This is a genomic window from Achromobacter sp. ACM04, assembly GCF_014851465.1.
GTDB lineage: Bacteria > Pseudomonadota > Gammaproteobacteria > Burkholderiales > Burkholderiaceae_B > Achromobacter > Achromobacter aegrifaciens.
On the sequence record NZ_JACUZS010000002.1, the window covers coordinates 157,697 to 183,513 of the forward strand.

Genomic DNA, 25,817 nt, shown 5'->3' on the forward strand with positions numbered 1-25,817 from the left:
TGCGGAATCGCGTTGCAAAAAAATAGGGCACGCTTTCGCGTGCCCTATTGTGTCGCTTGCCAGCTTAGCCTTGCAAGGAAGCGTGCAGCTCCTGCAGCGGATACACCTGCAGGCCCAGGCCTTGGCGCAGGTATTGCATGCCTTCGACCGCGGCGCGGGCGCCGGCGATGGTCGTGAAGAAGGTCACGCGGGCGGCCAGCGCCTGGGTGCGGATGGTGCGCGAATCAGCGATGGCGTTACGGCGCTCTTCGACGGTGTTGATGACCAGCGAGATCTCGCCGTTCTTCACCATGTCGACGATGTGCGGACGGCCTTCGGTGACCTTGTTCACCAGTTGAACCGGAATGCCGGCGGCTTCGATCTCGGCAGCCGTGCCACGCGTGGCGACCAGCTTGAAGCCGAGCGCGTGCAGGCCGCGCGCCACTTCCACCGCCAGGGGCTTGTCCTGGTTCTTGACGCTGATGAACACCGTGCCGGATTCCGGCAGGCGCACACCCGCGGCCAGCTGCGACTTGACGAAGGCTTCGCCGAAGCTCGTGCCCACGCCCATCACCTCGCCGGTCGACTTCATTTCCGGACCCAGGATGGTGTCCACGCCCGGGAACTTCACGAACGGGAACACGGCTTCCTTGACCGAGAAGTAAGGCGGCACGACTTCCTTGGTGATGCCTTGCGCAGCCAGGGTCTGGCCGGCCATGGCGCGCGCGGCGATCTTGGCCAGTTGCAGGCCGGTGGCCTTGGAAACGTAGGGCACCGTGCGCGAAGCGCGCGGGTTCACTTCCAGCACGTAGACGTCGCCGCCCTGGATCGCGAACTGCACGTTCATCAGGCCGCTGACGTTCAATGCCTTGGCCATCATCGTGGTCTGGCGCTTGATCTCGGCGATGACTTCCGCCGACAGCGAGTACGGGGGCAGGCTGCAAGCCGAGTCGCCCGAGTGCACGCCGGCCTGCTCGATGTGTTCCATGACGCCGCCGATGAAGACGGTTTCGCCGTCGGCCAGGCAGTCCACGTCCACTTCGGTGGCGTTGTTCAGGAAGCGGTCCAGCAGCACCGGCGAGTCATTGCTGACCTTCACGGCCTCGCGCATGTAGCGCTCGAGGTCCTGCTGCTCGTGCACGATTTCCATGGCGCGGCCACCCAGCACATAGCTGGGACGCACGACCAGGGGATAGCCGATTTCGGCGGCGTGGGCCAGGGCCTCGCCTTCGGTGCGCGCAGTGCGGTTGGGCGGCTGGCGCAGGCCGAGCTTGTTGAGCAGCTTCTGGAAGCGCTCGCGGTCTTCGGCCACGTCGATGGATTCAGGGCTGGTGCCGATGATGGGCACGCCGTTGGCTTCCAGGGCGCGCGCCAGCTTCAGCGGGGTCTGGCCGCCGTACTGGACGATCATGCCGACCGGGTTTTCCTTGTGGACGATTTCGAGCACGTCTTCGAGCGTCAGCGGCTCGAAGTACAGGCGATCCGAGGTGTCGTAGTCGGTGGACACGGTTTCCGGGTTGCAGTTGACCATGATGGTCTCGTACCCGTCATCGCGCAGCGCCAGCGCGGCGTGCACGCAGCAATAATCGAACTCAATGCCCTGGCCGATGCGGTTCGGACCGCCGCCCAGCACCACGATCTTCTTGCGGTCGGTGGGCGCGGCTTCGCACTCTTCCTCGTAGGTCGAGTACATGTAGGCCGTGCGGGTGGCGAATTCGGCGGCGCAGGTGTCGACGCGCTTGTAGACCGGACGCACGTTCAGCTGGTGGCGCAGCTTGCGCACTTCGGATTCCGAGGAATCCAGCAGGAAGGCCAGGCGGCGGTCGGAGAAACCGCGGCGCTTGAGTTCCCACAGCGTGGCGTAGTCCAGGTCAGCCAGCGTCTTCTGTTCCAGCGCCAGCTCGATGTCGACGATTTCCTTGATCTGCGACAGGAACCACGGATCGATGTGCGTGATGTTGTGCACTTCGTCCAGCGTGAAACCCTGCGCGAAGGCATCGCCCACGTACCAGATGCGTTCCGGACCGGGTTCGCCCAGTTCGACCTGCAGCTTTTCGCGGTCGGTGGTCTTCTGGTTCAGGCCGTCCACGCCCACTTCCAGGCCGCGCAGCGCCTTCTGGAAGGATTCCTGGAAGGTGCGGCCAATGGCCATGACTTCACCCACGGACTTCATCTGGGTGGTCAGGCGCGCGTCGGCGGTGGGGAATTTTTCGAAGGCGAAACGCGGCACCTTGGTGACCACGTAGTCGATCGAGGGCTCGAACGAGGCGGGCGTGGCGCCGCCGGTGATTTCGTTCTTGAGCTCGTCCAGCGTGTAGCCCACGGCCAGGCGCGCGGCGACCTTGGCGATGGGGAAGCCGGTAGCCTTGGACGCCAGCGCCGACGAACGCGACACGCGCGGGTTCATCTCGATGACGATCATGCGGCCGTTCTTGGGATTGACGGCGAACTGCACGTTCGAGCCGCCCGTATCCACGCCGATCTCGCGCAACACCGCGATCGATGCGTTACGCATGATCTGGTATTCCTTGTCGGTCAGCGTCTGAGCCGGCGCCACGGTGATGGAGTCGCCCGTGTGCACGCCCATCGGGTCCAGGTTTTCGATGGAGCAGACGATGATGCAGTTGTCCGCCTTGTCGCGGACCACTTCCATCTCGAATTCCTTCCAGCCCAGCAACGACTCTTCGATCAGCAGTTCGCTGGTGGGCGAAGCTTCCAGGCCGCGGCGGCAGATGGTTTCGAATTCTTCGGCGTTGTAGGCGATGCCGCCGCCCGAACCGCCCATGGTGAAGCTGGGGCGGATCACGGCGGGGAAACCGGAGGTGCCGACTTCGGCCGCGATGCGGCGCTGCACTTCCCAGGCTTCGTCCATGCTGTGGGCGACGCCCGACTTGGCCGATTCCAGGCCGATGTCGGTCATGGCCTGCTTGAACTTCTGGCGGTCTTCGGCCTTTTCGATGGCGTGCTCGTTGGCGCCGATCAGCTCGACGTTGTGCTTCTTCAGCACGCCGTGGTGGGCCAGGTCCAGGGCGCAGTTCAGCGCGGTCTGGCCGCCCATGGTGGGCAGCAACGCATCGGGCTTTTCACGCTCGATGATCTTTTCGACGGCTTGCCAGGTGATGGGCTCGATGTAGGTGACGTCGGCCGTTTCCGGGTCCGTCATGATCGTGGCCGGGTTGCTGTTCACCAGGATGGTGCGGTAGCCCTCTGCCTTGAGCGCCTTGCACGCCTGTGCGCCGGAATAGTCGAATTCGCAGGCCTGCCCGATGATGATGGGGCCGGCGCCGATGATGAGTATGCTTTTTAGGTCTGTACGCTTGGGCATGATGCAATCTTTACTTTTGGCCGGACATCAGGGCGATGAACTTGTCGAACAGTTCAAGGATGTCGTGCGGACCCGGGCTGGCTTCGGGGTGACCCTGGAAGCAGAAGGCCGGGCGGTCGGTGAGCTCGAAGCCCTGCAGCGTGCCGTCGAACAGCGAGACGTGCGTCACGCGCGCGTTGGCCGGCAGGCTTGCCGCGTCGACAGCGAAACCGTGGTTCTGGCTGGTGATGAACACGCGCTTGGACTGGAGGTCCTGCACGGGGTGGTTGGCGCCGTGGTGGCCGGTCTTCATCTTGAGCGTCTTGCCGCCCAGCGCCAGGCCCATGATCTGGTGGCCCAGGCAGATGCCGAACACCGGCAGCTTCTTGTCCAGGAAGGCGCGCGTGGCTTCGATCGCGTAGTCGCAGGGCTCGGGGTCGCCAGGGCCGTTGGACAGGAACACGCCGTCGGGATTGAGCTTCAAGACTTCCTCGGCGCTGGTCTGGGCCGGCACCACCGTCAGGCGGCAGCCGCGGTCGGCCAGCAGGCGCAGGATGTTGGTCTTGATGCCGAAGTCGTAGGCCACGACGTGGAACTTGGACTGGTCGGGCTTGGAGAAGCCCTCGCCCAGTTGCCAGGTGCCTTCGGTCCATTCGGCGCGATCCTTGAGCGACACCACCTTGGCCAGGTCCTGGCCGGCCATGCCGGCAAAACCGCGGGCCAGCTCGACGGCGCGCTCGGCGTCGGTGCCGACGAAGATGCAGGCGCCCTGGGCGCCCTTTTCACGCAGGATGCGGGTGAGCTTGCGGGTGTCGATGCCGGAAATGGCGACGACGCCTTGCTCGGAGAGGTACTCAGGCAACGATTGCGTGGAACGGAAGTTCGACACGCGGGCGGGACAGTCGCGGACCACCAGGCCGGCGGCAAAGACGCGCTTGGCTTCCACGTCTTCGGCGTTGACGCCGGTATTGCCGATGTGCGGATAGGTCAGCGTGACGATCTGGCCGCTATAGCTGGGATCGGTGAGAATTTCCTGGTACCCGGTCATCGCGGTGTTGAACACCACTTCGGCAACGGTATGCCCAGGCGCACCGATCGACACGCCTCGAAAAATGGTACCGTCCGCCAGAGCCAGAATTGCAGGAGGGAAGCGGTTGATCCCCTCGGGAAAGAGTTGCGGCAGCACAGTAAACCCCGGTTTTAGAATCGATAATCAAACCTTCGGATTATACCTTGAGCGGCCGTTTTTCTCGGGGAACCGCGCCAAATAAGGCCGGAAACGGGGTTTTCGCCTGTTTTTCCGCGTCCAGCCGTCCCCCTCCGCCGTCCGGCCGGCAGCGCGCCTGCGGCCTCGGTGATACGCTAGGACACCTTCAACCCTAGCCTGCAGCGAGCCGTACCGTCCATGCCCAGCCAACTTGACGCCCTGCGCAACCACACCACCGTCGTCGCCGACACGGGGGATTTCGAAGCGATGAAGGCGTTGCGTCCCACCGACGCCACCACAAACCCGTCCCTAATTCTTAAGGCCGTCCAGCAGGACGCCTACCGTCCCCTGCTGGAAAAGACCGCGCGCGAACACCGCGGCGCGCCCACTGCCGAACTCATGGATCGCCTGCTGGTGGCCTTTGGCCGCGCCATCCTGGACATCGTGCCCGGCCGCGTGTCGACTGAAGTCGACGCCCGCCTGTCCTTCGACACCCGCGCCACCATCGAACGCGCCCGCAGCCTGATCGCCCTGTACGAAGCCGCTGGCGTGCCGCGCGAGCGCGTGCTGATCAAGATCGCCTCGACCTGGGAAGGCATCCAGGCGGCCCGCGCCCTGCAATCGGAAGGCGTGCGCTGCAACCTGACCCTGCTGTTCTCGCTGCCGCAGGCCGTGGCCTGCGCCGATGCCCGCGTGCAGCTGATCTCGCCCTTCGTCGGCCGCATCTACGACTGGCACAAGAAGTCCGCCGGCGCCAACTGGGTCGAGGCCGACAATGCCGGGGCGCGCGATCCCGGCGTGCTGTCCGTCACGCGGATCTACCAGTACTACAAGCACTTCGACATCCCCACGGAAATCATGGGTGCGAGCTTCCGCAACGTGGGCCAGATCCTGGCGCTGTCGGGCTGCGACCTGCTGACCATCAGCCCCGAGCTGCTGACCAAGCTGGCCGGCACCGAGGGCGACGCGCCCGCGCAATTGCGCGCCGACGACGTGCCCGCCAACATCGCCCGCATCGGCGCGGACGAGGTCACCTTCCGCACCCTGCTCAACGAGGATGCGATGGCCAGCGAAAAGCTGTCGGAAGGCATCCGCCTGTTCGTGGCGGACGCGGTCAAGCTGGATGCGTTGATCGAGGCGCAGCGCGCCTGAGCGCGACTTTCCGCTGCCACATCGGCAAGCACGCGCGCGGCCCTTGCGGCCGCGCGCGTGCGTCAGCGGTGATCGTGTGAATGCACCTGCAGCGCTTCCAGGAAGCGCGACACCATGTTGTAGGCCGCCACCGTCGCGGTCAGCTCCACGATGAGCTTTTCGGAGCCCATCGCCGCCTTCGCCGCCTGGAACACCGGTTCCGGCACCTGCACCTGTCGCGTCATGGCATCGGTGTAGGCCAGCACCGCCCTTTCGCGTTCATCGAACAGATCTGACGCTTCCCAATCATTGAGCGCGTCCAGCTGCGCTTGCGAAACGCCTTCCTTCAGCGCGATCGGCGCATGCTGGTCGGCCTCGTAGGGCGCGCCGTTGATGGCCGCCACGCGCATGATGACCAGCTCGCGCAGATCGCCAGGCAAGGTGCTGAGCTGGCGGATCGAGGTCAGGTAATTGAGCCAGCCGCCGGCCACCGCGGGGCTGTGCAGCAGCATCTGGTACAGGTGCAGGACGCTGCCGCGTTCGGCGACGATGCGGTCGACCAGAGGCTTGGCTTCGGGATGGGTCAGGTCGGCGTAGGGTAGACGGGCCATGGGAAACTCCGGTCAGATCTTTTCGGTTTCGCCGGACCTGGGCTGCCATTTCATCAGCCGCTTTTCGCCCATGCCGACGATGGCGTCCAGCACCAGCGCAAAAGCCGTGAGCACGATGATGCCCGCGAACACGGTGTTGACGTCGAAGGTGCCTTCGGCCTGCAGGATCAGGTAGCCCACGCCGCTGGCCGAGCCCAGATACTCGCCCACCACCGCGCCCACGAAGGCCAGGCCCACGGAGGTATGCAGGCTGGAAAACACCCAGCTGGTGGCAGACGGCAGGTACACGTGCCGCAACAGCTGGCGGCGGCGCGCGCCCAGCATCCTGGCGTTGTCCAGCAAGGTGGGGCTGACTTCGCGCACGCCCTGGTAGACGTTGAAGAACACGATGAAGAACACCAGCGTCACGGCCAGCGCCACCTTGGACCAGATGCCCAGGCCGAACCACATGCCGAAGATGGGCGCCAGGATGACGCGCGGCATCGAGTTGGCGGCCTTGATGTAGGGATCGAGGATCGCGCTTGCGCCGGGCGACAGACCCAGCCACAGGCCAAAGGCCAGGCCGGCGATGGTGCCGATGAAAAACGCCAGCACGGTTTCGGTCAGCGTCACGCCCAGGTGGGTGTAGATGTCCGCGTTGGTCACGAACCAGGCCCAGATGCGGCCCCACACTTTCAGCGGTTCGCCGAAAAAGAAGGCCACCTTGGGATCGCGCGACGCGAAATGCCAGACGAGAAGAATGATGACGAGCAGCAGCAACTGCCAGAAGCGCAGGCTGGCCGAACCGGGTTTGATCAGCTTGGACATGGCCTAGGCTCGCTTCTGTTGGGCGTAGCCCTTAAGAACTTCTTCGCGCAGCACGCCCCAGATGGCGGAGTGCAGCTCCACGAAGCGCGGATGCGTGCGCACTTCGGCCACGTCGCGCGGACGCGGCAGGTCGATGGCGAATTCGCCGATGGGGTGCGTGCCGGGCCCTGCCGACAGCACCACCACGCGATCGCTCATGGCGATGGCCTCGTCCAGGTCGTGCGTGATGAAGAGCACGGCCTTGCGCTTGGCCATCCACAGGTCCAGGACCTCGTTCTCCATGAGCTGGCGCGTCTGGATGTCCAGCGCCGAGAACGGCTCGTCCATCAGGATGATGTCGGGATCGCGGATCAGCGTCTGCGCCAGCATCGTGCGCTTGCGCATGCCGCCCGACATCTGATGCGGATAACGGCCCTCGAAGCCGCCCAGGCCCACGCGGCGCATCCATTCGCGGCCGCGCTCCAGCGCCTGTTGCCGAGGCACGCCGGCAAAGTCCAGGCCCGCCACCACGTTGTCCAGCGCGCTGCGCCAGGGCAGCAGGGCCTCGCCCTGGAACATGTAGCCGGCCCGCTCATTGATGCCGGACAGGGGCTGCCCGAACACCTTCACGCTGCCCGAGGACGGCGCCAGCAAGCCGGCGCTGACGTTGAGCAGGGTGGACTTGCCGCATCCGGTCGGACCCACCACCGACACGAACTCCCCTGGCGCGATGGCCAGGGTCGTGTCGCTGACGGCGGTGTAGCGCTGCGAGCGGTCGTCGCGGGAGACAAAGGTGCAGCTGATGTTTTCCAGCGACAGCGCGGCTTCAGCCATTGGGGTACTTCTCGTTGGCGCGGCGCGCGTAGTCGTTGGTCCAGACCTTGGACGGGTCGATCTTGGAGCCGTCGAAATCCGCCTGGTAGGCAGCCAGCGCCTTGAGCGCAGTGGCGGCGCCATCCTCGGGGATCAGGCCGTCCGGCGACAGGCCTTCCAGGCTCTTGGCGATGGCGGCCTTGTAGACGGCCGGATCGCCCAGCAGATAGGTTTCCGGCACGACCTTGGCGATTTCGTCGGCGCCGGCCTTCTGGATCCACTTGTCGGCGCGCACCAGCGCGTTGGCCAGGGCCTGGGTGGTGTTGGGATTGGCGTCAAGGAAGGCCTGCGGGGCGTACAGGCAGCCCGCCGGCATGTTGCCGCCGAAGATTTCCTTGGTGTCCTTGAGCGTGCGCGTATCGACGATGATCTGGATGTCGCCCGGCATTTCCAGCATCGACACCACGGGGTCGGTGTTGGAGATGGCGTCGATCTGGCCGCTGCGCAGCGCGGTCACTGCGCCGGCGCCGGCGCCCACGCCGATGATGGACACATCCGAGGCCTTCAGGCCGTGCTTGGCGAGGAAGAAGCTGACCACCATGTTGGTGGACGAGCCCGGCGCGGTCACGCCGATCTTCTTGCCCTTCAGGTCGGCGGCGCTCTTGTAGTTGGGCAGGTTCTTCTTGGACACGCCCACGCCTATCATCGGCGCGCGGCCCTGCAGCACGAAGGCGCGGTAGGCCTGGCCCTTGGATTGCATGGACAAAGTGTGTTCGAACGCGCCCGACACGATGTCGGCGCTGCCTCCCACCACGGCCTGCAAGGCCTTGGAGCCACCCGCGAAGTCGGCGATGCTGACGTCCAGCCCTTCGTCCTTGAAGTAGCCGCGGGCTTCCGCGATGGACAGGGGGAGATAGTAGATCAGCGGCTTGCCGCCGACTGCGATCTGGACCTTGGTCTTCTCCAGCTTCTGCGCGCGCACGATGGCGGGCGCCATGCCCATGACGCCGGCGGCGCCGGCCATCTTGAGCAGATCACGGCGAGTGACTGACATGTGCTTGTCTCCTAGTTGTCGGGCAGACCGATAGCGCCGGTCTTTGCCAGCTCTTCTATAGCCGCTGAATCATACCCCAGCGATTTCAGGACTTCCTCGGTATGTTCCCCTAATACGGGCCCCACCCAGCGCGTCTCGCCGGGCGTCTCGGACAGCTTGGGCACGACGGCCGGCAGCTTGACCGGCGTGCCGTCAGGGAAGCGGTGCTGCTCTATCATGCGGCGCGCCAGGAACTGCGGATCGCTGAACATGTCGGCCACGCTGTAGATCTTGCCCACCGGCACGTCGGCGCCCTTCAGCGCGCCCAGCGCCTCTTCGATGCCGCGCGCGCCGCACCACTGCTGGATGGCGCCGTCGATCTCGTCCACGCGCTTGGCGCGGCCGTCGTTGCGCACCAGCCCCGGATCCGTGGCCAGATCGTCACGGCCGATGGCGCGCATCAGCCGGTGGAAGATCGCGTCGCCGTTGCCGGCGATGACGATGTTCTGGCCATCACGGGTGGTGTAGGTATTCGAAGGCACGATGCCGGGCAGCGCGCCGCCAGTACGCTCGCGCACCACGCCGGCCACGTCGTACTCTGGCACCAGGCTTTCCATCATGTTGAATACGGCCTCGTACAGCGCCACGTCCACCATCTGGCCCTGCCCCGCCTGGCACTCCGCGCCCTGCTTGCCGTTCCAGCGCCCGCCGGTGGCGTCGCGGTGCCGCAGCGCCATCATCGCGCCGATCACGCCGTGCAAGGCGGCGATGGAATCGCCGATGGAGATGCCCACTCGCAGGGGCGGCCGGTCGGGATGGCCCGACACGTAGCGCAGCCCGCCCATGGATTCGCCGATGGCGCCAAAGCCCGGCTGGTCCTTCATGGGCCCCGTCTGCCCATAGCCGGACAGGCGCACCATGATGAGCGCGGGGTTGATGGCGCGCAGCTGCTCGTAGCCCAGCCCCCACTTCTCCAGCACGCCCGGCCGGTAGTTCTCGACCACCACGTCGGCGTCCAGCGCCAGCTTGCGGGCGATCTCCCGCGCGCGTGGATCTTTCAGGTTGAGTGCGATGGATTGCTTGTTGCGGGCCTGCACCGTCCACCAAAGGGAATTGCCCTCGTGCAGATGGCGCCAGCTGCGGATGGGGTCGCCGCCGCCCGTGCCGTCAGGCCCGTGGGGCGTTTCCACCTTGATGACATCGGCGCCGAATTCGCCGAAGATGCGCGCGGCGAACGGGCCGGCAATGAGCGTGCCGAGTTCCAGGACCTTCAGTCCGGTCAGCGCTGACATGGCTTGTCTTCCTCACGGTTTTTGCCGTTGCCGATACGTTGCCGGCAAGGCGTTCTGGTACTGCGGAATCAGGTGGTCTTGCGCTCCATCAGGGCCCAGGCGATGGTCCCGGCGTCGACGTATTCCAGCTCGCTGCCGGCAGGCACGCCGCGCGCCAGCCGCGTGACCCGCAGGCCGCGCTCGCCCAGCGCTTCGCCCAGGAAGTGGGCGGTGGTTTCGCCTTCGGCGGTGAAGTTGGTGGCCAGGATGACCTCCTGCACCACGCCGTCGGTCGCGCGCTTGATCACCCGCTCGAAATCCAGCTCGCGCGGACCGATCCCTTCGAGCGGCGCGACGCGGCCCATCAGCACGTAATACAGGCCGCGATAGCCGTGGCTGGACTCGATCATGTTCTGATCGGCCGGCGTCTCGACGATGCACAGCAGCGAGGGATCGCGCTTGGGATTGATGCAGGTGCCGCAGACTTCCTCTTCCGAGAAACTGTTGCAGCGGGCGCAATGCTTCAGGTCCCGCACCGCGCCCGCCAACGCCTGCCCCAGCATGTCCGCGCCTTGCGGGTCATGCTGCAGCAGGTGATAGGCCATGCGCCGGGCAGAACGCACGCCCACGCCGGGCAGGCGCCGCAGCGCCTCGATCAGCGAGACGAGCGGCTCGGGTTCAGGCAGTAGCGGGTCCATTGCGGCTTTGGGGCTGCGTTCAGAACGGCAGCTTCATGCCCGGGGGCAGCGGCATGCCGGCGGTGACCGAGGCCATCTTTTCCTGCGAGGTGGCTTCGGCCTTGCGCAGCGCGTCGTTGAACGCGGCGGCGACCAGGTCTTCCAGCATGTCCTTGTCGTCGCCCAGCAGCGACGGATCGATGGCCACGCGCTTGACGTCGTGGCGGCAGGTCATGGTGACCTTGACCAGGCCGCCGCCGGAGGCGCCTTCGACCTGGATCTCGGCCAGCGCGTCCTGCGCCTTCTTCATGTTTTCCTGCATTTGCTGCGCCTGGCGCATCAGGCCGGCCAGTTGTCCTTTCATCATGATCGATGCTTCCTTGAACGAGGGGAATGAGAGATGGCCGCCGCTTCAGGCAGCGGCGGCGGGGGAATCTACGTGGCGGATCGAGCCGGCGACGACCTGGCCGCCGAAATCGGCGACGAGCGCCTGTACGAACGGGTCGACCGCGACCGCCTCTTCGGCGGCCTGCTGGCGGGCGGCGCGTTCGGCCTGGGCCACGGCATGCGCCGTCGCCTCGCCCGTCACGCCGACCTCGACGTCCAGCCGTATGCCTTGGCCGAAATGTTCGCACAACACCGTCTGCAGACGGACGCGGCTTTCGCTTTCGGCCAGCGTCTTGACGGCCACGCGCAGGATGACGGCATCGCCCTGCACGCCGGCCCATGCGCTCTGGCGCGCCAGTTCCGCCGCCAAGCCGGTGACCGGCAGGCGCGCAGCCAGCTCGGGCCAGGTTTCCGACGTCATGTCCGTCAGGCGGGCGCGCGACGACTGCCGCTTGCGCGCGGGCGCCGGACCTTCGCGGCGGGCCGCTGGCGGCGGCGCGGCCGAGGGCGCGCTGGCCAGGGTTTCGAAATCATCGTCGTCGGGATCCGACGTAAAGCCGTTGTCCGGCGCAAAGCCGCCTTCGGCTTCGAACGGGATTTCTTCGTCGACCCAGGCGGGCGGGCCTTCGCCATCATCGGTTTGGGGCGCGGGCGCGGGCGCGATGGCTGCGGCGGTCGCGGGCGTGATCGCCAGCGCGGCCGAACCAGCGGTCTTGCCAGCTTCGGACTCGGACATGGCCGGCGCATCGGCAGGCAGTTCTTCCCAGGGCGGCACGCTGCCGGGCCGGGTGGCTTGCGAAGTTTGTTCCAACGCGGCAGGTTCGGGTTCCGCCGCGGCAGGCGCCGGTTCAGCCTTCTGCGCGACGGCTGCGGGAGCCGCGGACTCAGCCGGAGCAGGAGCCTGCGCGGCCACGGGCGGCGCCGGAATCGCGGCGACCGGTGCAGGCTCCGCAACCGCTGGTGCGGCTGCGGGCTGAACGGCTGCCGGCGCGGGCTGGGGCTGCGCCGCGGCGGACGCAGGCGCGGCAACTGCCGCCGGCGCTGCGGCCGCATCGGCAGTCTGACGGGCCGGCGCGGCGGGCGCTTCGAGCGCGGTCTGCGGGCCGGCGTCGCCATTGAGCGCCAGCATGCGCAGGCAGGCCATGATGAAGCCCGCGTACTCGTCGGGCGCCAGGGTCAGTTCGCTGCGGCTGTGCACCGCCACGGAATAGAACAGCTGCACCGCGTCCGGGTGCAGAGCCAGCGCCAGCCGGGCAATGTCGCCGGCCAGCGGATCCTCGGCGGGGGTCACGCCGCGCACGCGCTGCTCGATGGCGACGCGCGACAGCAGCACGGCCAGGTCGGCCAAGGCGCCAGCATAGGACAGGCCGCGGATGGCCAGTTCATCCGCCACCGCCAGCACGCTCTTGGCGTCGCCAGCGGACAGCGCATCCAGCAGGCGCACCAGATGCCGCTGGTCGATGGTGCCGAGCATGCCGCGCACGGCGTCCTCGGTCAGGTTGCCAGCGCTATAGGCAATGGCCTGGTCGGTCAGCGACAGCGCGTCGCGCATGGAGCCCGCGGCCGCCTGCCCGATCAGCCGCAAGGCCGGCACGTCGAAGCCCACCGCTTCCTGGCCGAGCACGGCCTGCAGATGGCCGACGATGGAATCGGCCGGCATCTGCTTCAGGTTGAACTGCAGGCAGCGCGACAGCACCGTCACCGGAATCTTCTGCGGGTCGGTGGTCGCGAGGATGAATTTGACGTGCGGCGGCGGCTCTTCCAGTGTCTTGAGCATGGCGTTGAACGCATGCCCGGTCAGCATGTGGACTTCGTCGATCATGTAGACCTTGAAGCGCCCTGCGCCCGGCGCGTACACCGCCTGCTCCAGCAACTGCGTCATTTCCTCGACGCCGCGGTTCGAGGCCGCGTCCAGCTCAAGGTAGTCGACGAAACGCCCGGCATCGATCTCCGTGCAGGCGCGACAGACGCCGCAAGGCTTGGACGTGATGCCTGTTTCGCAGTTGAGGGACTTCGCCAGGATGCGCGAGAGCGTGGTCTTGCCGACGCCGCGGGTTCCCGTGAACAGCCAGGCGTGATGCAGGCGTTGGGTATCGAGCGCATGCGTCAGCGCGCGCACCACGTGATCCTGTCCCACGAGGGTATCGAACGATCTCGGCCGCCACTTGCGGGCCAGTACCAGATAAGTCATGGGTGGATTGTAGAGCCTGTTTCGCAAGCTGGCCCGAAATGGCCGGTCCAGCTGCCGGGGTTCGGCGCGAAGCATGGCAACCCATGCTCAGCGCGGCCTGAAACGCAAAGGGGACGGGCTTATTCCCGTGGAACGTATCCTTGGAAAATAACCCCGTCCCCCTTGAAAGCGGCGACATCATGGATAGTCATGACGCGCTGCTTTGAAGAATCCGGTTGGCGAGCCTTACTCCGGCACTGACCCTAAACGACTATGGCTGCTTCGTTCCCGACCTGACCAGGTTCACCGCCGAACCATGCGGAGGGGCCCGCCAGCCGAGATTCTAGCAGAGCTGCGCTTCGCTTGCTTGCTAGCCTCTCGGCTGGCGGGCCCCGGGGGGCTGAATGTGCGCCCCCTCCCCAGCCCTCCCCCCGAGGGGGAGGGGGTTGGGACGTCGCTTCGCTGGTCCTTTCGGCTCGCTTCGCTTTGCCTCTCTACACCCTCTCTACTCCTTTTGTCTCTGCGCTATTCCTTCAGGTCGATCCAGGCGCGTGCTCTTGGGAAGTAGAGGGCGGCGCGGGCGGTGCGGCCGTCGAGGGCGGTGACTTGGGCGCAGTAGCGCAGGAGTTGGTCGCCGTGGCGTTGGCGCATGCGAGCAGCGAAGGCGGTGGGGGTTTCGCCGGGGTGCGGGCGGCCGGTTTTGTAGTCGACGATGAGCCAGCCGTCTTCGGTGCTGAGGGCCAGGTCGATGACGGACACCTTGCCGGCGGCGTCGATCAGGGGCCATTCGCGGCGGGCGCCGGATTGGGACAAAAGCCACAGGCCACGTTCGTCGGCCAGGGTGGCTTGCAGGGTTTCGAGCACGGCCTCGGAGGCGGCGTCGGCCTGGCTGGCGGGGATGCCGGCGCGCGTGAGTTGACGGCGCATGGCGGGCAGGCGTTCGGCCAGCGCGTCGGCGGACCAGGCGTGAACGCCGTCCTGGCCGATGCGCGCCAGCCAGGCATGCGACAAGGTGCCGATGGCGGCGTCGTAGCCGGCCTCCAGTTGCCAGGCGGGATGTTCGCCGCCATCGCCCCAGGCGCCGCGCGCTGCGGCGCCAAAGCCGGGGCTGACCGCCACGTCCGCCACGCGCGCCAATTGCGCCAGGCCCGCGCGGTCCACGCGCCGCAAGGGTTCGCCCTGCCACTCGGGGCCGTCGGCTTCCTGCACCACTGTTTCGCCATCCAGCGACGGCGGTGTCGGTATGGCCAGGCAGGGCCACAAGCGGCCCAGCAGGCTGGCGGAGGACGGCGTCTTGACCTGGCCGCTGGCTTCGTCCACCGACACGTGGCCCACGAGGTGCAGGCGCTTGCGCGCCCGCGTCGCTGCCACATACAGCAGGCGATCGATTTCGTAGGATGCGCGGCGCGCCTCGCGCGCGCCCAGGTAGCGCGACAGGGGGTCGGCCTCGGTTTCGGCGCGCGGCTTTACCGGACCGAACAGCACGCGGCCGCCGCTCTGCTCAAAGCGCACGAGCGGCGCCTGATCGCCGCGCGGCGCGCGGTGCAGGCCGTACAGGATGACGGTTTCGAACTGCAGTCCCTTGGACTTGTGCATGGTCATGATTTCGACCGCGCCCGTGTCTTCGTCCGCCGCGTCCGGCGCGGCGAACAAGCGCGCGATGCCGGCGTCCAGGGCCGCGACGTCGATGGCGCCGTGCGGCGCCAGGCGCTCGACCAGCTGGAACAGGCTTTCCGCGTCGTTGGCGACAGACAGTCCGGCATACAGCGCAGGACCGCCCAGGCGGCGCCACAGCGACTCCACCCACGCCGCGAAAGGCATGGCGCCCGAGGCGTTGCGCTTGTCGAGCAGGATGCCCGCCACCTGACGCAAGCGCTCGAACTCGTCGGCGCCGAGCACGCTTTGCGCCGATGGCGTGTCCGGCGCTGCGGGCGCCGCGTCGAACAATGACCCCTGAGGCGCGCTGGTGGCGGATGAAGGTACGGTCTGCGGCGCGATGCGCAGGGCGCGCTCCAGCAGCACCGGCACCGGCGTGATGTGGTCGTCGCCGAATAAGCGCTGCAGGGATGTCAGCGTCAAGCCGCAGTACGGCGCGCGCAGCACCGACAGCCAGGCCAGACGGTCGCCTGCATGCGACAAGGCCCGCACCAGTTGCACCAGGTCTGCCACCACCGGCCGCAGCGCCAGCGGCACCAGGTCCACCGCGCGGCAGCGTATGCCTTCCTGCGCCAGGCGGCGGGTCAGGTTGCCCAGATGGCTGCGTGCCCGCACCAGCACGGCGACGGGATGCTTGGCCCCCTTGTGGTCGATCAGCGCCTGGCGTACCAGGTCCACCGCAATGTCTTCAGCCTGCGCTTCCGCGGGGGCCGCGCCCTCGCGCGACCAGGCCGGGTGAAAGCGCACAGCGGGTTCCGGCAGCGCTTCATGGAAAGCGGTGGACGGGCTGTAGGCGATGGCTCCCGCCGCCGCATCGCTGCGCCGGGGCAGCAACTGCGCAAACGACTGGTTGACCCATTCGACGATGCCCGCCTGCGAGCGGAAGTTGTCGGTAAGGTTGAGGAAATCCGGCTGCAGTTCGCCTACGCCGATGTCGGCGACTTCCAGGAACAGGCCCACTTCCGCCTTGCGGAAACGGTAGATGGACTGCATCGGGTCGCCCACCAGGAACAGACTGCGGCCGTCGCCCTGCTGCCAGCCCGAGGTCAGCGTGCGCAGCAGGTCCAGCTGGGTCTGGCTGGTGTCCTGGAATTCGTCGATGAGCAGATGGCGGATCGAGGCGTCCAGCTTCAGCAGCAGTTCGCCCGGATCGTCGGCGCTGCCCAGCGCGGCCGCGGCGCGCTGCGAGATTTCGATGAAATCCACCTCGCCCGTGTCGGCGAAGCGCAGCCGCAACTGCGCCACCGCCAGCGCCAGCGTCATCAGCTGCGCGCCCAGCACTTCCCATTGCGCATCGGTGAAATGTGGCGCGGGCACGTCGCGCACCGCATGCAGGCGGCGCACCCAGACTGCGTCCGGGTCGGCGGCTTCCAGCCACGCCACGAACGGGTCCTTGTGCGCGCACTTGGCAGGAAAGCCCAGGTTCTTGTTGACGGTCTTGCGCAAGGTGCCGGTGCCCGTCAGCAGCAGATGCGCCACGGCTTGCCAGAGCTCCAGCGCTTCGGCGTCAGGCGGAGGCTCTTCTGTCCAGTCCAGCAAGGCCAGCAGCTTGTTTTCGGTCTCTCCATCCTGCAGATTGGCGGCAGCCAGCCGCGCCGGGCCGCATAGCGCTTCGGCCCAGCCATAGGGCATGGCCTCGCTGAGCGCGTCCAGGTCTTCGCCGATGGCCTCGGCCAGCATGGCTTCCATGCCCTCGCGGTCGGAGCCGTGGCGCAGCAGTGGCAGCCACTGGTCACGTTGACCCAGCATGTCGGCGATGGCCTCCTTGGCGGCCTGCACGTCCACGTCCAGATGCTTGAGGAGGATGCGCACGGCCTCGTAGTCGTCGGCAAGGTCCAGGGTGGCGCGCGCCGCCGCCTCGTAGTGGGTGCGCGCATCATCCGTGATCTCGGGCATGCCGCCCAGCTCCGACAACCAAGGCATGCTGCGCACCAGGCCCGCGCAGAAGGAGTCGATGGTGCGGATGGCCAGGCGCGCGGGATGGTCCAGCAGATGCCAGCCCTGCTCGTCGTTGCGCGCCAATGCGGCGCGCGCGAGTTCCCAGCTGCGGCGCTCGTGCATGGCTTCGGGCGGCGCATCCAGTCCGCGGCGCAGCTTGCTCAGCACGCGCGCGTGCATCTCCGACGCGGCCTTGCGCGTGAAGGTGATGGCGACGATTTCTTCCGGACGGTTCACAGTGGCCAGCAGCGCCAGGATGCGATCCGTCAGCAGCTCGGTCTTGCCCGAGCCGGCGGGCGCCTGCACCAGAAACGAACGGGTCGGATCCAGCGCGTCGGCGCGCGCCATATGGTCATGCGGCAAGCGTTCTTGTTCAGCCATGGCTCATGCGTCCTCGTCGTCTAGATGCAAACGCAGGAACGGCAATGCATCGCAGTATTTCAGGTCGTCGCGGCGATACGCGACGTTGGCCGCGTAGCCCGCGGCGTACTCGTCGGCCAGCGCTTCGATGGCACTGCGCCAGCGCTGCCGGATCTCCGGCCAGGACAGCCCGTCGAAGTACTTGCTGTCGCTGGCCAGCGTAACGCCGGGCACGCCCAGGTCCTCGTCGGCCAGGCCTTGTGCGGCGACCTGCCGCGCATGGATCTGCGCCAGCACCAGGCCCGCCACTTCGCCGCCCGCGGCGTCCGCCAGCACCGAGGCATAGAACGGCAACTGCACGTTCACGGGGCGACTGCGCGACCAGTCGGGTTCGGGCTTGGCCGCCGCCACGCCGGTCTTGTAATCGACGATGACATTGCGGCCATCGCCGAGGGTATCGATGCGGTCCAGCCGCAGCTTCAGGTTGAGCGCGCCGCGCTGCCATTGATGGTTCTTTTCCACCTGCGCCACCGCGAAGGGCAGGCGCTGCGCTTCCATATCCAGCCAGGACGCCAGCACGGCCTGGGCGCGCTGGCATTCCAGCGTGCGCAAGGCGGGCGCGTAGTCTTTCAGTTCCTCGTCCGCGGCTTGCGCCACCGCCTGCTCCAGCAAGGCAGGCAGGCGGCCCGTGGCCATGACTTCGTGTAGCGCGTCCTGGTCGGGCATCATGCCCCACACCAGTTCCAGCGCCTTGTGCAAAAACTGGCCGCGCACGTTGACCGTGGCCGCATCCGCATAGGGCGCCATTTCGCGGCCGCCCAGGCGATGCCGCACGAAGGCCCACAGCGGATTGCGCGCCTGCGTGTCCAGCACGTCCAGGCCGCCGCCGCCACGATTGCCGGCCGCCAGAGCGGGTCCTTGCGCGTCGTCCAGCGATTCCTGCGGCAAGACCGGCAACGCTTGCGCCGCCGCGGGCGTCCAGTCCGTCAGCGCTGCCGCCGCGATCAGCGGCGACGGACGCAGCTCGCGTTCGCCGTCCATGTGCGCGTGGCTGACGATGATCTCGGGCGCGCAGCGACACAATGCCGCGTACATGCCTTCGGCCCATTCGCGTTCGCGCTCGGGCGTGGCGCGCGGCGCCTTGGCCTGGCGCAACACTGCCAGCGGCAACAGCGGATTGGGCTTGGGCGAGGCCGGCAACACGTCATCGGTCAGGCCCAACACCCAGACGCCGTCCCAATAGCCGCCCTCGGCTTCCAGCAAACCCAGCACGTCCAGGCGCGCCTGCGGATCGCGTTGCGGCTGGAACGAGGCGGAACGCGCCACGCTTTCCAGCAGGTTCACGGCGGCCACGCCGCCCAGGCGCCCGGCGGCCGGCGCCAGCGCCGAAAAACTGCCCAGCGCATCGCCCAAGGCGCCCATCACCTGATAGCCGACGCTGTCCAGCACGCCTTCGCCGGGAAAGCCCAGCGCCATCAGCGCGGCCTTCATGCGCAACATCCACACGTCGCAAGTGGCCTGGCGGCCGCCCTGCGTCCAGATTTCCATGGCCTGATTCCAGGCCTGCGCCAACACTGGCAAGTCCTCCAGCAGCTTGCGCCAATCCTGCGGGCCGACATGCAGTTGCGCCTGGCGCCGCCAGCGCGCGTCGATCGAGGCCAGCCGCGCGCGGTCGCGCACGTCGCCCGCGCAATGCCCGCCCAACAGGGCCGCGCCCAGCACCTCCACGCCACAGCCCTTGCCCGGCGCGCATTCGGCCAGGGCGCGCAACCAAGCGAGCGCGGCGCGCGCCATCGGCCATTCGTTCAACGGCCGCCCCACCGCCACGTTGAAGGCGTACGCGGCTTCGCCGCCACGCCCGGCCAGGGCCTGGCTCAGCACCCGCCGCGCGAACGGCGATTCCGCCTCCAGTTGGGGCGAGACGATGGCGTAGCGGCCATGGGGATGCATTTTCAAGCGCTCGGCCGCCCAGGCCGCGGCAGCGCGCCATTCCGCGCCTTGATCGGCGGCCTCGAACCTGCGCGCCGGCGTTTCAATGCGCTGCGCGTCGCGCCACTGCGCAACGGCCGCGCCCTGCTCTTCAAACGCCTGCAGCAGCCGGCGAAAGCGCGGCGACATGTCCGTGAATCCGGCCAGCACAAGTTGGCGCGGCACGGGCAGGCGTCCGTCCTCCAGCGCCCGCAGTACGCGCGCATAGCCCTGGTTGGCATCCTCGGCATCGATGCCGGCCAGCGCCTGGCGGTAGCGAACCCGCCATTTCGCGAAGCCGCGGTATTCGTCGGTATCCGCGCCCGAAGGCACGTGCAGTTGCCATTCGTCCATCAGCAGGTCTGCATCCATCGACAAGCGCGCGGCCTGGCTCGCATCCAACAGCACGCGCTCGGCTTCTTCAGCGCGGATCGCCTCGGTCCACACCAGTTGCGTGGCGAAACTGTCCAGCCGATAGGCAGGCACATCGCCATCCGTCTCGAACGCGAGTTCATTGGCGGCATCGGCCAGCCAGGCGGACAGCGGCAATATGCGCGGCAACTCGCTGACCTGGCGCTCCTGGCGCAGCAGGCCCGCCAGCTCCAGCGTAAGCCGGCGCGACAGGCGGTTGTTCACCGTCAGCACCAGCGTGTCGGCGGCAGGCATGCCGCCGATGTCCGGCAGCGATAGATCGGGATAGGAGGGCGATGAGTCCTGCATGGGCATCCGTAGCGCCCGCCCGCAGGCGGCGCGCGATGAGGGGAGAAATACCGCCGTAGGATACCGCGAGGCCGAGCGGAAAAAGCGCCTAGAAGCCGCAGAGCGCGGCCAGGTTTTCCCAGTGGATCTGCATTTCCGGCGTGGTGTAGCCCCAGAAAGCCAGGCCCAGGACGGCAACCAGGGCCAGCGCGCCAATCGCGCGCCAGCCGCGATGGCGGCGGGCGGCGGGCGCGGAACGATTGGCAGGGTTCATGAACGTCTCAGGCCGCGGCCGGCTGGGCAACCGGCTGTTCGCGCACCGGCAGGCACAACAGCGCCGCGATGACGGCCAGGGCCACGCCCAGCCACCAGACGGCGTCGTAATTGCCGGTCTTGGCATAGGCATATCCGCCCAGCCACACGCCGATGAAACTGCCCAGCTGGTGCCCCAGGAAGACGATGCCCGACAGCGTGGCCGCATAGCGCAGGCCGTAGATCTGGCCGATCAGGCCTTGCGTGAGCGGCACGGTCCCCAGCCAGAACAAACCCATCCACGCGGCGAAGGCGTACAGCACCCATGGCGACAACGGCATCCAGAGCAACAGCAGAATGCCGAAGGCGCGCATGCCGTACACCACGGCGAGGAGCCGTTTCTTGCTGTACTTGCCGCCCAGCTTGCCGGCATAGAACGAGCCCAGCACGTTGAACAGGCCGATCAGCGCAATGGCGGTCGCGCCCTGCCCCGCGCTCAGGCCGCCGTCCGTGACATAGGCGGGCAAGTGCAGCGTGATGAAGGCGGTGTGGAAGCCGCAGACGAAGTAGCTCCAGAACAGGAAATGGAACGAGGGGTGGCGTACCGCCTGCTTGACCGCCGAGGCCAGCGATTGCTGCGGCCCGGTGTGGGCCTGCGGACGTCCGCGCAGGAAATACGCCAGGGGGGCGCCGCAAGCGACGAACAGCGACAGCACCCACAATGCGCCCGTCCAGTCCAGGCCGCTGATCAGCACCTGTCCCGTGGGCACCACGGCAAACTGACCGAGCGAGCCGCCAGCGCTGGCGATGCCCATCGCCGTGCTGCGGTAGGCGGGCGGAACCGCGCGGGCCACCACGGGCAGGATCACCGGAAAGGTCGTGCCGGCCTGGCCCAATCCGACCAGCACGCCGGCCGTCAGATAGAGCGTGGCTTCATCCGTGGCGAAGCGCGTGCCTATCATGCCCAGCATGTACAGCAGCGCGCCCAGCGCGATGGTGCGGCCCGAACCGTAGCGGTCGGCCATGATGCCCATGAAGATACAGGCCACGCCCCACACCAGGTTCTGCAAAGCGAAGGCCATGGAGAACACTTCGCGTCCCCAGCCTTGCGCCAGCCCCATCGGCTGCATGAAGAGCCCGAAGGTGGCGCGCACCCCCATCGCGAGCAGCACCACCAGCGTACCCACGATCAGGGTACGGATGAAATTCGTATCGGTTTGGTTAGACATGAAACCCGTTTTTCGTTGTTTTGTTCGTCGCCCCCTCCACGGGACGGTCCGGCGCGCAGCGCGGGACCCGGTCATCATATACAAATAGCCTCCGCGCTCCGGCAATAGCCACGTTGGGCGTCGGGTCCAGCGAGCCGGGTTGCAGGGCAACGGATTTGGGGCTTGCGCCGCCTGCTGATAGACTTGCGTCCTGCGCCGAAACCCGTGCCCCCAGTGATAAACTCAGGGCCGACAGAATCGTAGCGATATCAAGGCCTTAGCAAGCAAGCGCGATCACTCGACCGACGCTGCCGCCTGATCAGCAATAGTCTCGCCGTAGTTAAATGGATATAACCGGCCCCTCCTAAGGGTCAATTGGTGGTTCGATTCCACCCGGCGAGGCCATCTCTGGCGTCGGTTCCGACGCCCCCCTTCCCTGCATCCCCCTACGCGCCCGAAGCCCTGCGCTTTTGTGAGCGCGGTTTGCCTGCTCCGGCATGGACAAAAACCTCGCGCGTTCAGCCGGATGAGGGTTAATCCGGGCTACGCTCACGCGCGGCCTGCCGTTAGCTTCTCGCACTTGTCTTGTGACGAATTGAAGCTGCGTCAATACGTCACTATTATTTTTTTGGACGATGATAGCGAATCGCCTTGCGCGCAACTTGAAATTGCTGTTTAAATTCGACGCGTAAGCCTCTAATTCATCTGGACTTTTTCTGGCCCGACGAAACGCCGGCTTAAGAAACATTTACTGACAGACTGACAAGCCAGCTCAAACCATGGCATTTCCCTGGAAACGTGCGATTGCGAACGCGATAGCGCCTGTGGCGCTGGCGGTGTGCGCGCTCCTGCCCCCCGCCGCCCAAGCCGCGAAGAATACGGACCCTTGCAAGACCAACGCCAAGTCGTCGGCCTGCAAGGCGCAACAAGCAAAGAAGGCTCCGGCCCCCAAAGCCAGCTCCGGCAAGAGCGCCTCCGGCAAACAAGCCGCCTCCTCCGCCAAGAAAGCTCCCCCCAAATCCTCCTCCGGCAAGAAAGCCGCCGCCCCCAAAGGCGGCAAGCAGGTCGCAGCCAAGGGCACGCCGCCCAAGAAGGGCGCGGCCGCCGGCAAGAACGGCAAGCCAAACAAGCCGTCGCGCGCGCAACGGGCCGCCGCTGCCGCCGCAGTCGGTTCGGCCGCCATGCCGCCGCCCGCCTCCTCGGTGCGCGCCGAAGCCGCCGCCCTGCGTTCCAGCACCGCCTACGTGCAGGATCTGGAAACGTCCACGGTCATCTTCGCCAAGAACGAAAACGTAGTGCGCCCCATCGCTTCGATCTCGAAGCTGATGACGGCCGTCGTCGTGGTCGACGCCAACCTGCCCATGGACGAAATGCTGGAGATCACCGACGAAGACGTCGACGGCCTCAAGCACACCACCTCCCGTCTGCGCGTGGGCACCAAGCTGTCGCGCGGCGACATGCTGCACCTGGCTCTGATGTCGTCCGAGAACCGCGCCGCCAACGCGCTGGGCCGCCACTATCCGGGCGGCCTGCCGGCTTTCGTGGCCGCCATGAACGCCAAGGCGCAGGCGCTGGGCATGACCAGCACCCGCTTCATCGAACCCACCGGCCTGTCCAGCGACAACGTCTCGTCGCCGCACGATCTGGCCCGACTGCTGCGCGCGGCCTCCCAGCGCCCGCTGATCCACCGCTACTCCACCGATACCGAGTACGACGTCGAGGTCAACAACCGCACGCAGACCTTCCGCAACACCAACCTGCTGGTGCGCAAGCCCGACTGGGACATCAAGGTGTCCAAGACCGGCTACATCAACGAAGCCGGCGAATGCCTGGTCATGCTGGCCCGCATCAACGGCCGCGATCTGGCCATCGTGCTGCTGGATTCACAAGGCAAACTCTCCCGCATCGGCGATGCGGTGCGCATCCGCCGCATCGTGCAGAATGAAGTGGCGATGGCGTCGATCCAGTCTGGCGGCTGACCGCCTGCTGCGCTACCGCCACATGAACAAAGGGCCCGAAAATTCGGGCCCTTCGCTTTTTGCCGTGGCGGCGGCGCCAGTGTTGGCGGATTAAGCGGCCTTGCGTTTCGGGCGCAGAGGCTGGGCGTCGTACAGCGTGGGCGGCAAGCCTTCCAGCACGGCCTGCGGGTTGAGCGAACGGATCGGCACGGCCGCATCCAACGGAATGCGGCCCTCCGCCTGCAACAGTTGGTAGCGCAGGCAGCATACGCGCAGGAACGACGTGAAATTGGCGGCCTCGCCGCGATACTCGATCAGTTCGTCGTACAAACGTTCGATCAGCTGCGTCACGCGCATGCCGTCCCGGCCGGCGATTTCTTCCAATACCTGCCAGAACAACTGTTCCAGCCTCAGGCTGGTAGCCACGCCATGCAGCCGCAGCGAACGGGTTTCGGGCGCGTAGGACTGTTCGCTGGCGCGGATGAAGATTTCACACATGGGAGCTCCTGGAACTCGGGACTGGGCGCGAGGCCTGGGCCGGGAGGCCTACGGCTGACTGTACGCCGTTTGCCGCGGCCCGGGCAAGGGTGCGGCGGCCGGCCTCTTTCTGCAACCACACGTTTCCGGCATCGGCGGGCAGCCCGCTCGGTTGATATAAATCATGGTCGGGAAAGCGTCCACGTTCGAGCATAAGGAATCTTGATCAGACTTCGGAGGCAGTGATGGATAAAACCATGAAAGCAGCGGTTGCACGAGCATTCGGCAAGCCCCTGGCAATCGAAGAAGTCGCGGTGCCGCGCCCGGGTCCGGGCGAATTGCTGGTAAAGATTGAAGCCTGCGGGGTCTGCCACACCGACCTGCACGCGGTCGAAGGCGACTGGCCCGTCAAGCCCAACCCGCCCTTCATTCCCGGTCACGAGGGCGTCGGCCATGTGGTCGCGGTGGGCGCGGGCGTGACCCATGTGAAGGAAGGCGACCGCGTCGGCATACCCTGGCTGTATTCCGCCTGCGGGCATTGCGAGCATTGCCTGGGCGGCTGGGAAACGCTGTGCGAAACACAGAAGAACGCCGGTTACTCCGTGAACGGCGGCTTCGCCGAATACGCGCTGGCTGACGCCAACTACGTGGGCCTGCTGCCCAAGAACGTCGGTTTCGTCGAGGTCGCGCCCGTGCTGTGCGCCGGCGTGACCGTCTACAAGGGCCTGAAGATGACGGACACCCGTCCGGGCAACTGGGTGGTGATCTCGGGCATTGGCGGATTGGGCCACATGGCGGTGCAGTACGCCAAGGCCATGGGCCTGAACGTGGCCGCGGTGGACATCGACGACGCCAAGCTGGACTTCGCCCGCCGCCTGGGCGCCGAGGTCACGGTCAACGCCAAGACTACCGACCCGGCCGCCTACCTCAAGCGCGAGATCGGCGGCGCGCACGGCGCGCTGATCACGGCGGTATCGCCCAAGGCCTTCGAGCAGGCGCTGGGCATGGTGCGCCGCGGCGGGACCGTGGCGCTCAACGGCCTGCCGCCGGGCGACTTCCCGCTGTCGATCTTCGACATGGTGCTCAACGGCGTCACCGTGCGCGGCTCCATCGTGGGTTCGCGCCTGGACCTGCAGGAATCGCTGCAGTTCGCCGAAGAGGGGAAGGTGCACGCCACTGTCGCCACCGAAAGCCTGGAGAACATCAACGACGTGTTCGACCGCATGCGGCGCGGCCAGATCGAAGGCCGCATCGTGCTCGATTTCGCCTGATTTCCAAGCCGTAAAGGAAAAGCGCCAGGGCCGCATGTGTGCGGCCCTGGCGCTTTGTGGCGTTGAAGATCAGGGCGTGATCTTCGTGCCCAACACCGCCAGGAATTGCGACATCCAGGCCGGATGCGCGGGCCAGGCCGGCGCCGTCACCAGATTGCCGTCGGTGTAGGCCTGGTCGATGCCGATCTCGGCATAGGTGCCGCCTGCCAGGCGCACTTCCGGTGCGCACGCCGGATAGGCGGAGCAGGTGCGGCCCTTCAGGATGCCGGCCGCGGCCAGCAGTTGCGCGCCGTGGCAGACCGCCGCGATGGGCTTGCCCGCCTTGTCGAAGGCGCGCACGATGTCCAGCACCTTTTCGTTCAGGCGCAGATACTCCGGCGCGCGGCCGCCCGGAATCACCAGGCCGTCGTAGGACGACGGCTCGACGCGATCGAAGTCATAGTTCAGCGCGAAATTGTGGCCGCGCTTTTCGGTGTAGGTCTGTGCGCCTTCGAAGTCATGGATCGCAGTCGCGATGGTGTCGCCCGCCTTCTTGTCCGGGCATACCGCATGCACCGTGTGCCCCACCGTCAGCAGGGTCTGGTACGGCACCATGGTCTCGTAGTCCTCGGCGTAGTCGCCGACCAGCATCAACAGTCGCTTGCTCATGTTTGTCTCCTAG

19 protein-coding genes, 1 tRNA gene and 1 other RNA gene are annotated in these 25,817 nt (G+C 66.8%); 4 read left to right on the top strand and 17 right to left on the bottom strand.

Translation table 11 applies throughout. The annotated features are described in order from the left end of the window. Positions 1-64: 64 nt before the first annotated feature. A complete protein-coding gene (gene carB, locus IB259_RS11460; RefSeq protein WP_054451376.1) occupies positions 65-3,304 on the bottom strand; it encodes a carbamoyl-phosphate synthase large subunit in 3,240 nt (1,079 codons plus the stop codon). 10 nt (positions 3,305-3,314) lie between these two features. Then, positions 3,315-4,469 carry a glutamine-hydrolyzing carbamoyl-phosphate synthase small subunit gene (gene carA / locus IB259_RS11465; RefSeq protein WP_059380170.1) on the bottom strand — a complete coding sequence of 385 codons (1,155 nt, stop codon included), beginning with the start codon at positions 4,467-4,469 and terminating at the stop codon, positions 3,315-3,317. Positions 4,470-4,688: 219 nt separating this feature from the next. Here carA and tal point away from each other — a divergent pair, with 219 nt between their 5' ends. Next, positions 4,689-5,642: a transaldolase gene (gene tal / locus IB259_RS11470; protein ID WP_054451378.1), complete on the top strand. Its 954-nt coding sequence runs from the start codon at positions 4,689-4,691 to the stop codon at positions 5,640-5,642. Between the two features lie 62 nt (positions 5,643-5,704). On the opposite strand, the gene IB259_RS11475 is transcribed toward tal, so the two are convergent. The 13 genes from IB259_RS11475 to IB259_RS11535 form a co-directional block, all read right to left on the bottom strand. Continuing rightward, a complete protein-coding gene (locus tag IB259_RS11475; RefSeq protein WP_054451379.1) occupies positions 5,705-6,232 on the bottom strand; it encodes a carboxymuconolactone decarboxylase family protein in 528 nt (175 codons plus the stop codon). Between the two features lie 12 nt (positions 6,233-6,244). Further along, the gene (locus tag IB259_RS11480) at positions 6,245-7,039 is read right to left on the bottom strand and encodes an ABC transporter permease (protein WP_054451381.1); all 795 of its coding nucleotides are present in this window, start codon (positions 7,037-7,039) and stop codon (positions 6,245-6,247) included. Between the two features lie 3 nt (positions 7,040-7,042). Next, complete coding sequence (locus IB259_RS11485) at positions 7,043-7,852, bottom strand: ABC transporter ATP-binding protein (protein ID WP_054451383.1); 810 nt, start codon at positions 7,850-7,852, stop codon at positions 7,043-7,045. Next, positions 7,845-8,885 carry an ABC transporter substrate-binding protein gene (locus IB259_RS11490; protein ID WP_054451384.1) on the bottom strand — a complete coding sequence of 347 codons (1,041 nt, stop codon included), beginning with the start codon at positions 8,883-8,885 and terminating at the stop codon, positions 7,845-7,847. The genes IB259_RS11485 and IB259_RS11490 overlap by 8 nt, the downstream gene beginning before the upstream one ends. Positions 8,886-8,896: 11 nt before the next feature. Next, a complete protein-coding gene (locus tag IB259_RS11495) occupies positions 8,897-10,156 on the bottom strand; it encodes a CaiB/BaiF CoA-transferase family protein (RefSeq protein WP_054451385.1) in 1,260 nt (419 codons plus the stop codon). 68 nt (positions 10,157-10,224) lie between these two features. Continuing rightward, entirely contained in the window at positions 10,225-10,833 is a 609-nt protein-coding gene (recR, locus tag IB259_RS11500) for a recombination mediator RecR (RefSeq protein WP_054451387.1), read from the bottom strand. A 19-nt stretch (positions 10,834-10,852) separates the two neighbouring features. Then, positions 10,853-11,179, bottom strand: coding sequence for a YbaB/EbfC family nucleoid-associated protein (locus tag IB259_RS11505; RefSeq protein ID WP_042794716.1), 327 nt, complete (start codon positions 11,177-11,179; stop codon positions 10,853-10,855). 45 nt (positions 11,180-11,224) lie between these two features. Beyond that, positions 11,225-13,390: a DNA polymerase III subunit gamma/tau gene (locus tag IB259_RS11510; RefSeq protein WP_192329077.1), complete on the bottom strand. Its 2,166-nt coding sequence runs from the start codon at positions 13,388-13,390 to the stop codon at positions 11,225-11,227. Positions 13,391-13,604: 214 nt separating this feature from the next. Continuing rightward, positions 13,605-13,702, bottom strand: an RNA gene (gene ffs / locus IB259_RS11515) — signal recognition particle sRNA small type. A gap of 192 nt (positions 13,703-13,894) precedes the next feature. Then, positions 13,895-17,344 carry an exodeoxyribonuclease V subunit beta gene (locus IB259_RS11520; protein ID WP_192329079.1) on the bottom strand — a complete coding sequence of 1,150 codons (3,450 nt, stop codon included), beginning with the start codon at positions 17,342-17,344 and terminating at the stop codon, positions 13,895-13,897. A gap of 3 nt (positions 17,345-17,347) precedes the next feature. Further along, positions 17,348-20,011 carry a PD-(D/E)XK nuclease family protein gene (locus IB259_RS11525; protein WP_192329081.1) on the bottom strand — a complete coding sequence of 888 codons (2,664 nt, stop codon included), beginning with the start codon at positions 20,009-20,011 and terminating at the stop codon, positions 17,348-17,350. 88 nt (positions 20,012-20,099) lie between these two features. Next, complete coding sequence (locus tag IB259_RS11530; protein WP_166738338.1) at positions 20,100-20,264, bottom strand: hypothetical protein; 165 nt, start codon at positions 20,262-20,264, stop codon at positions 20,100-20,102. A gap of 7 nt (positions 20,265-20,271) precedes the next feature. Next, positions 20,272-21,471 (bottom strand): MFS transporter, encoded by a 1,200-nt coding sequence (locus tag IB259_RS11535; protein WP_119450599.1) that lies wholly within the window; start codon positions 21,469-21,471, stop codon positions 20,272-20,274. A 309-nt stretch (positions 21,472-21,780) separates the two neighbouring features. On the opposite strand from IB259_RS11535, the gene IB259_RS11540 reads away from it, so the two are divergent. Both IB259_RS11540 and pbpG read left to right on the top strand, forming a co-directional pair. After that, positions 21,781-21,855 (top strand) — tRNA-Arg (locus tag IB259_RS11540). A 374-nt stretch (positions 21,856-22,229) separates the two neighbouring features. Beyond that, positions 22,230-23,429, top strand: a complete 1,200-nt coding sequence (gene pbpG / locus IB259_RS11545) for a D-alanyl-D-alanine endopeptidase (protein WP_225588909.1) — start codon at positions 22,230-22,232, stop codon at positions 23,427-23,429. Positions 23,430-23,519: 90 nt separating this feature from the next. Here the strand turns inward: pbpG and IB259_RS11550 are convergent, their stop codons facing one another. Next, a complete protein-coding gene (locus tag IB259_RS11550; RefSeq protein ID WP_054451398.1) occupies positions 23,520-23,906 on the bottom strand; it encodes a ribbon-helix-helix domain-containing protein in 387 nt (128 codons plus the stop codon). A 224-nt stretch (positions 23,907-24,130) separates the two neighbouring features. On the opposite strand from IB259_RS11550, the gene adhP reads away from it, so the two are divergent. Continuing rightward, entirely contained in the window at positions 24,131-25,156 is a 1,026-nt protein-coding gene (adhP, locus tag IB259_RS11555; protein WP_054451403.1) for an alcohol dehydrogenase AdhP, read from the top strand. A 69-nt stretch (positions 25,157-25,225) separates the two neighbouring features. Here adhP and IB259_RS11560 read toward each other — a convergent pair whose 3' ends face one another. Continuing rightward, positions 25,226-25,804 (bottom strand): DJ-1/PfpI family protein, encoded by a 579-nt coding sequence (locus IB259_RS11560; protein ID WP_054451405.1) that lies wholly within the window; start codon positions 25,802-25,804, stop codon positions 25,226-25,228. Positions 25,805-25,817: the final 13 nt, after the last annotated feature.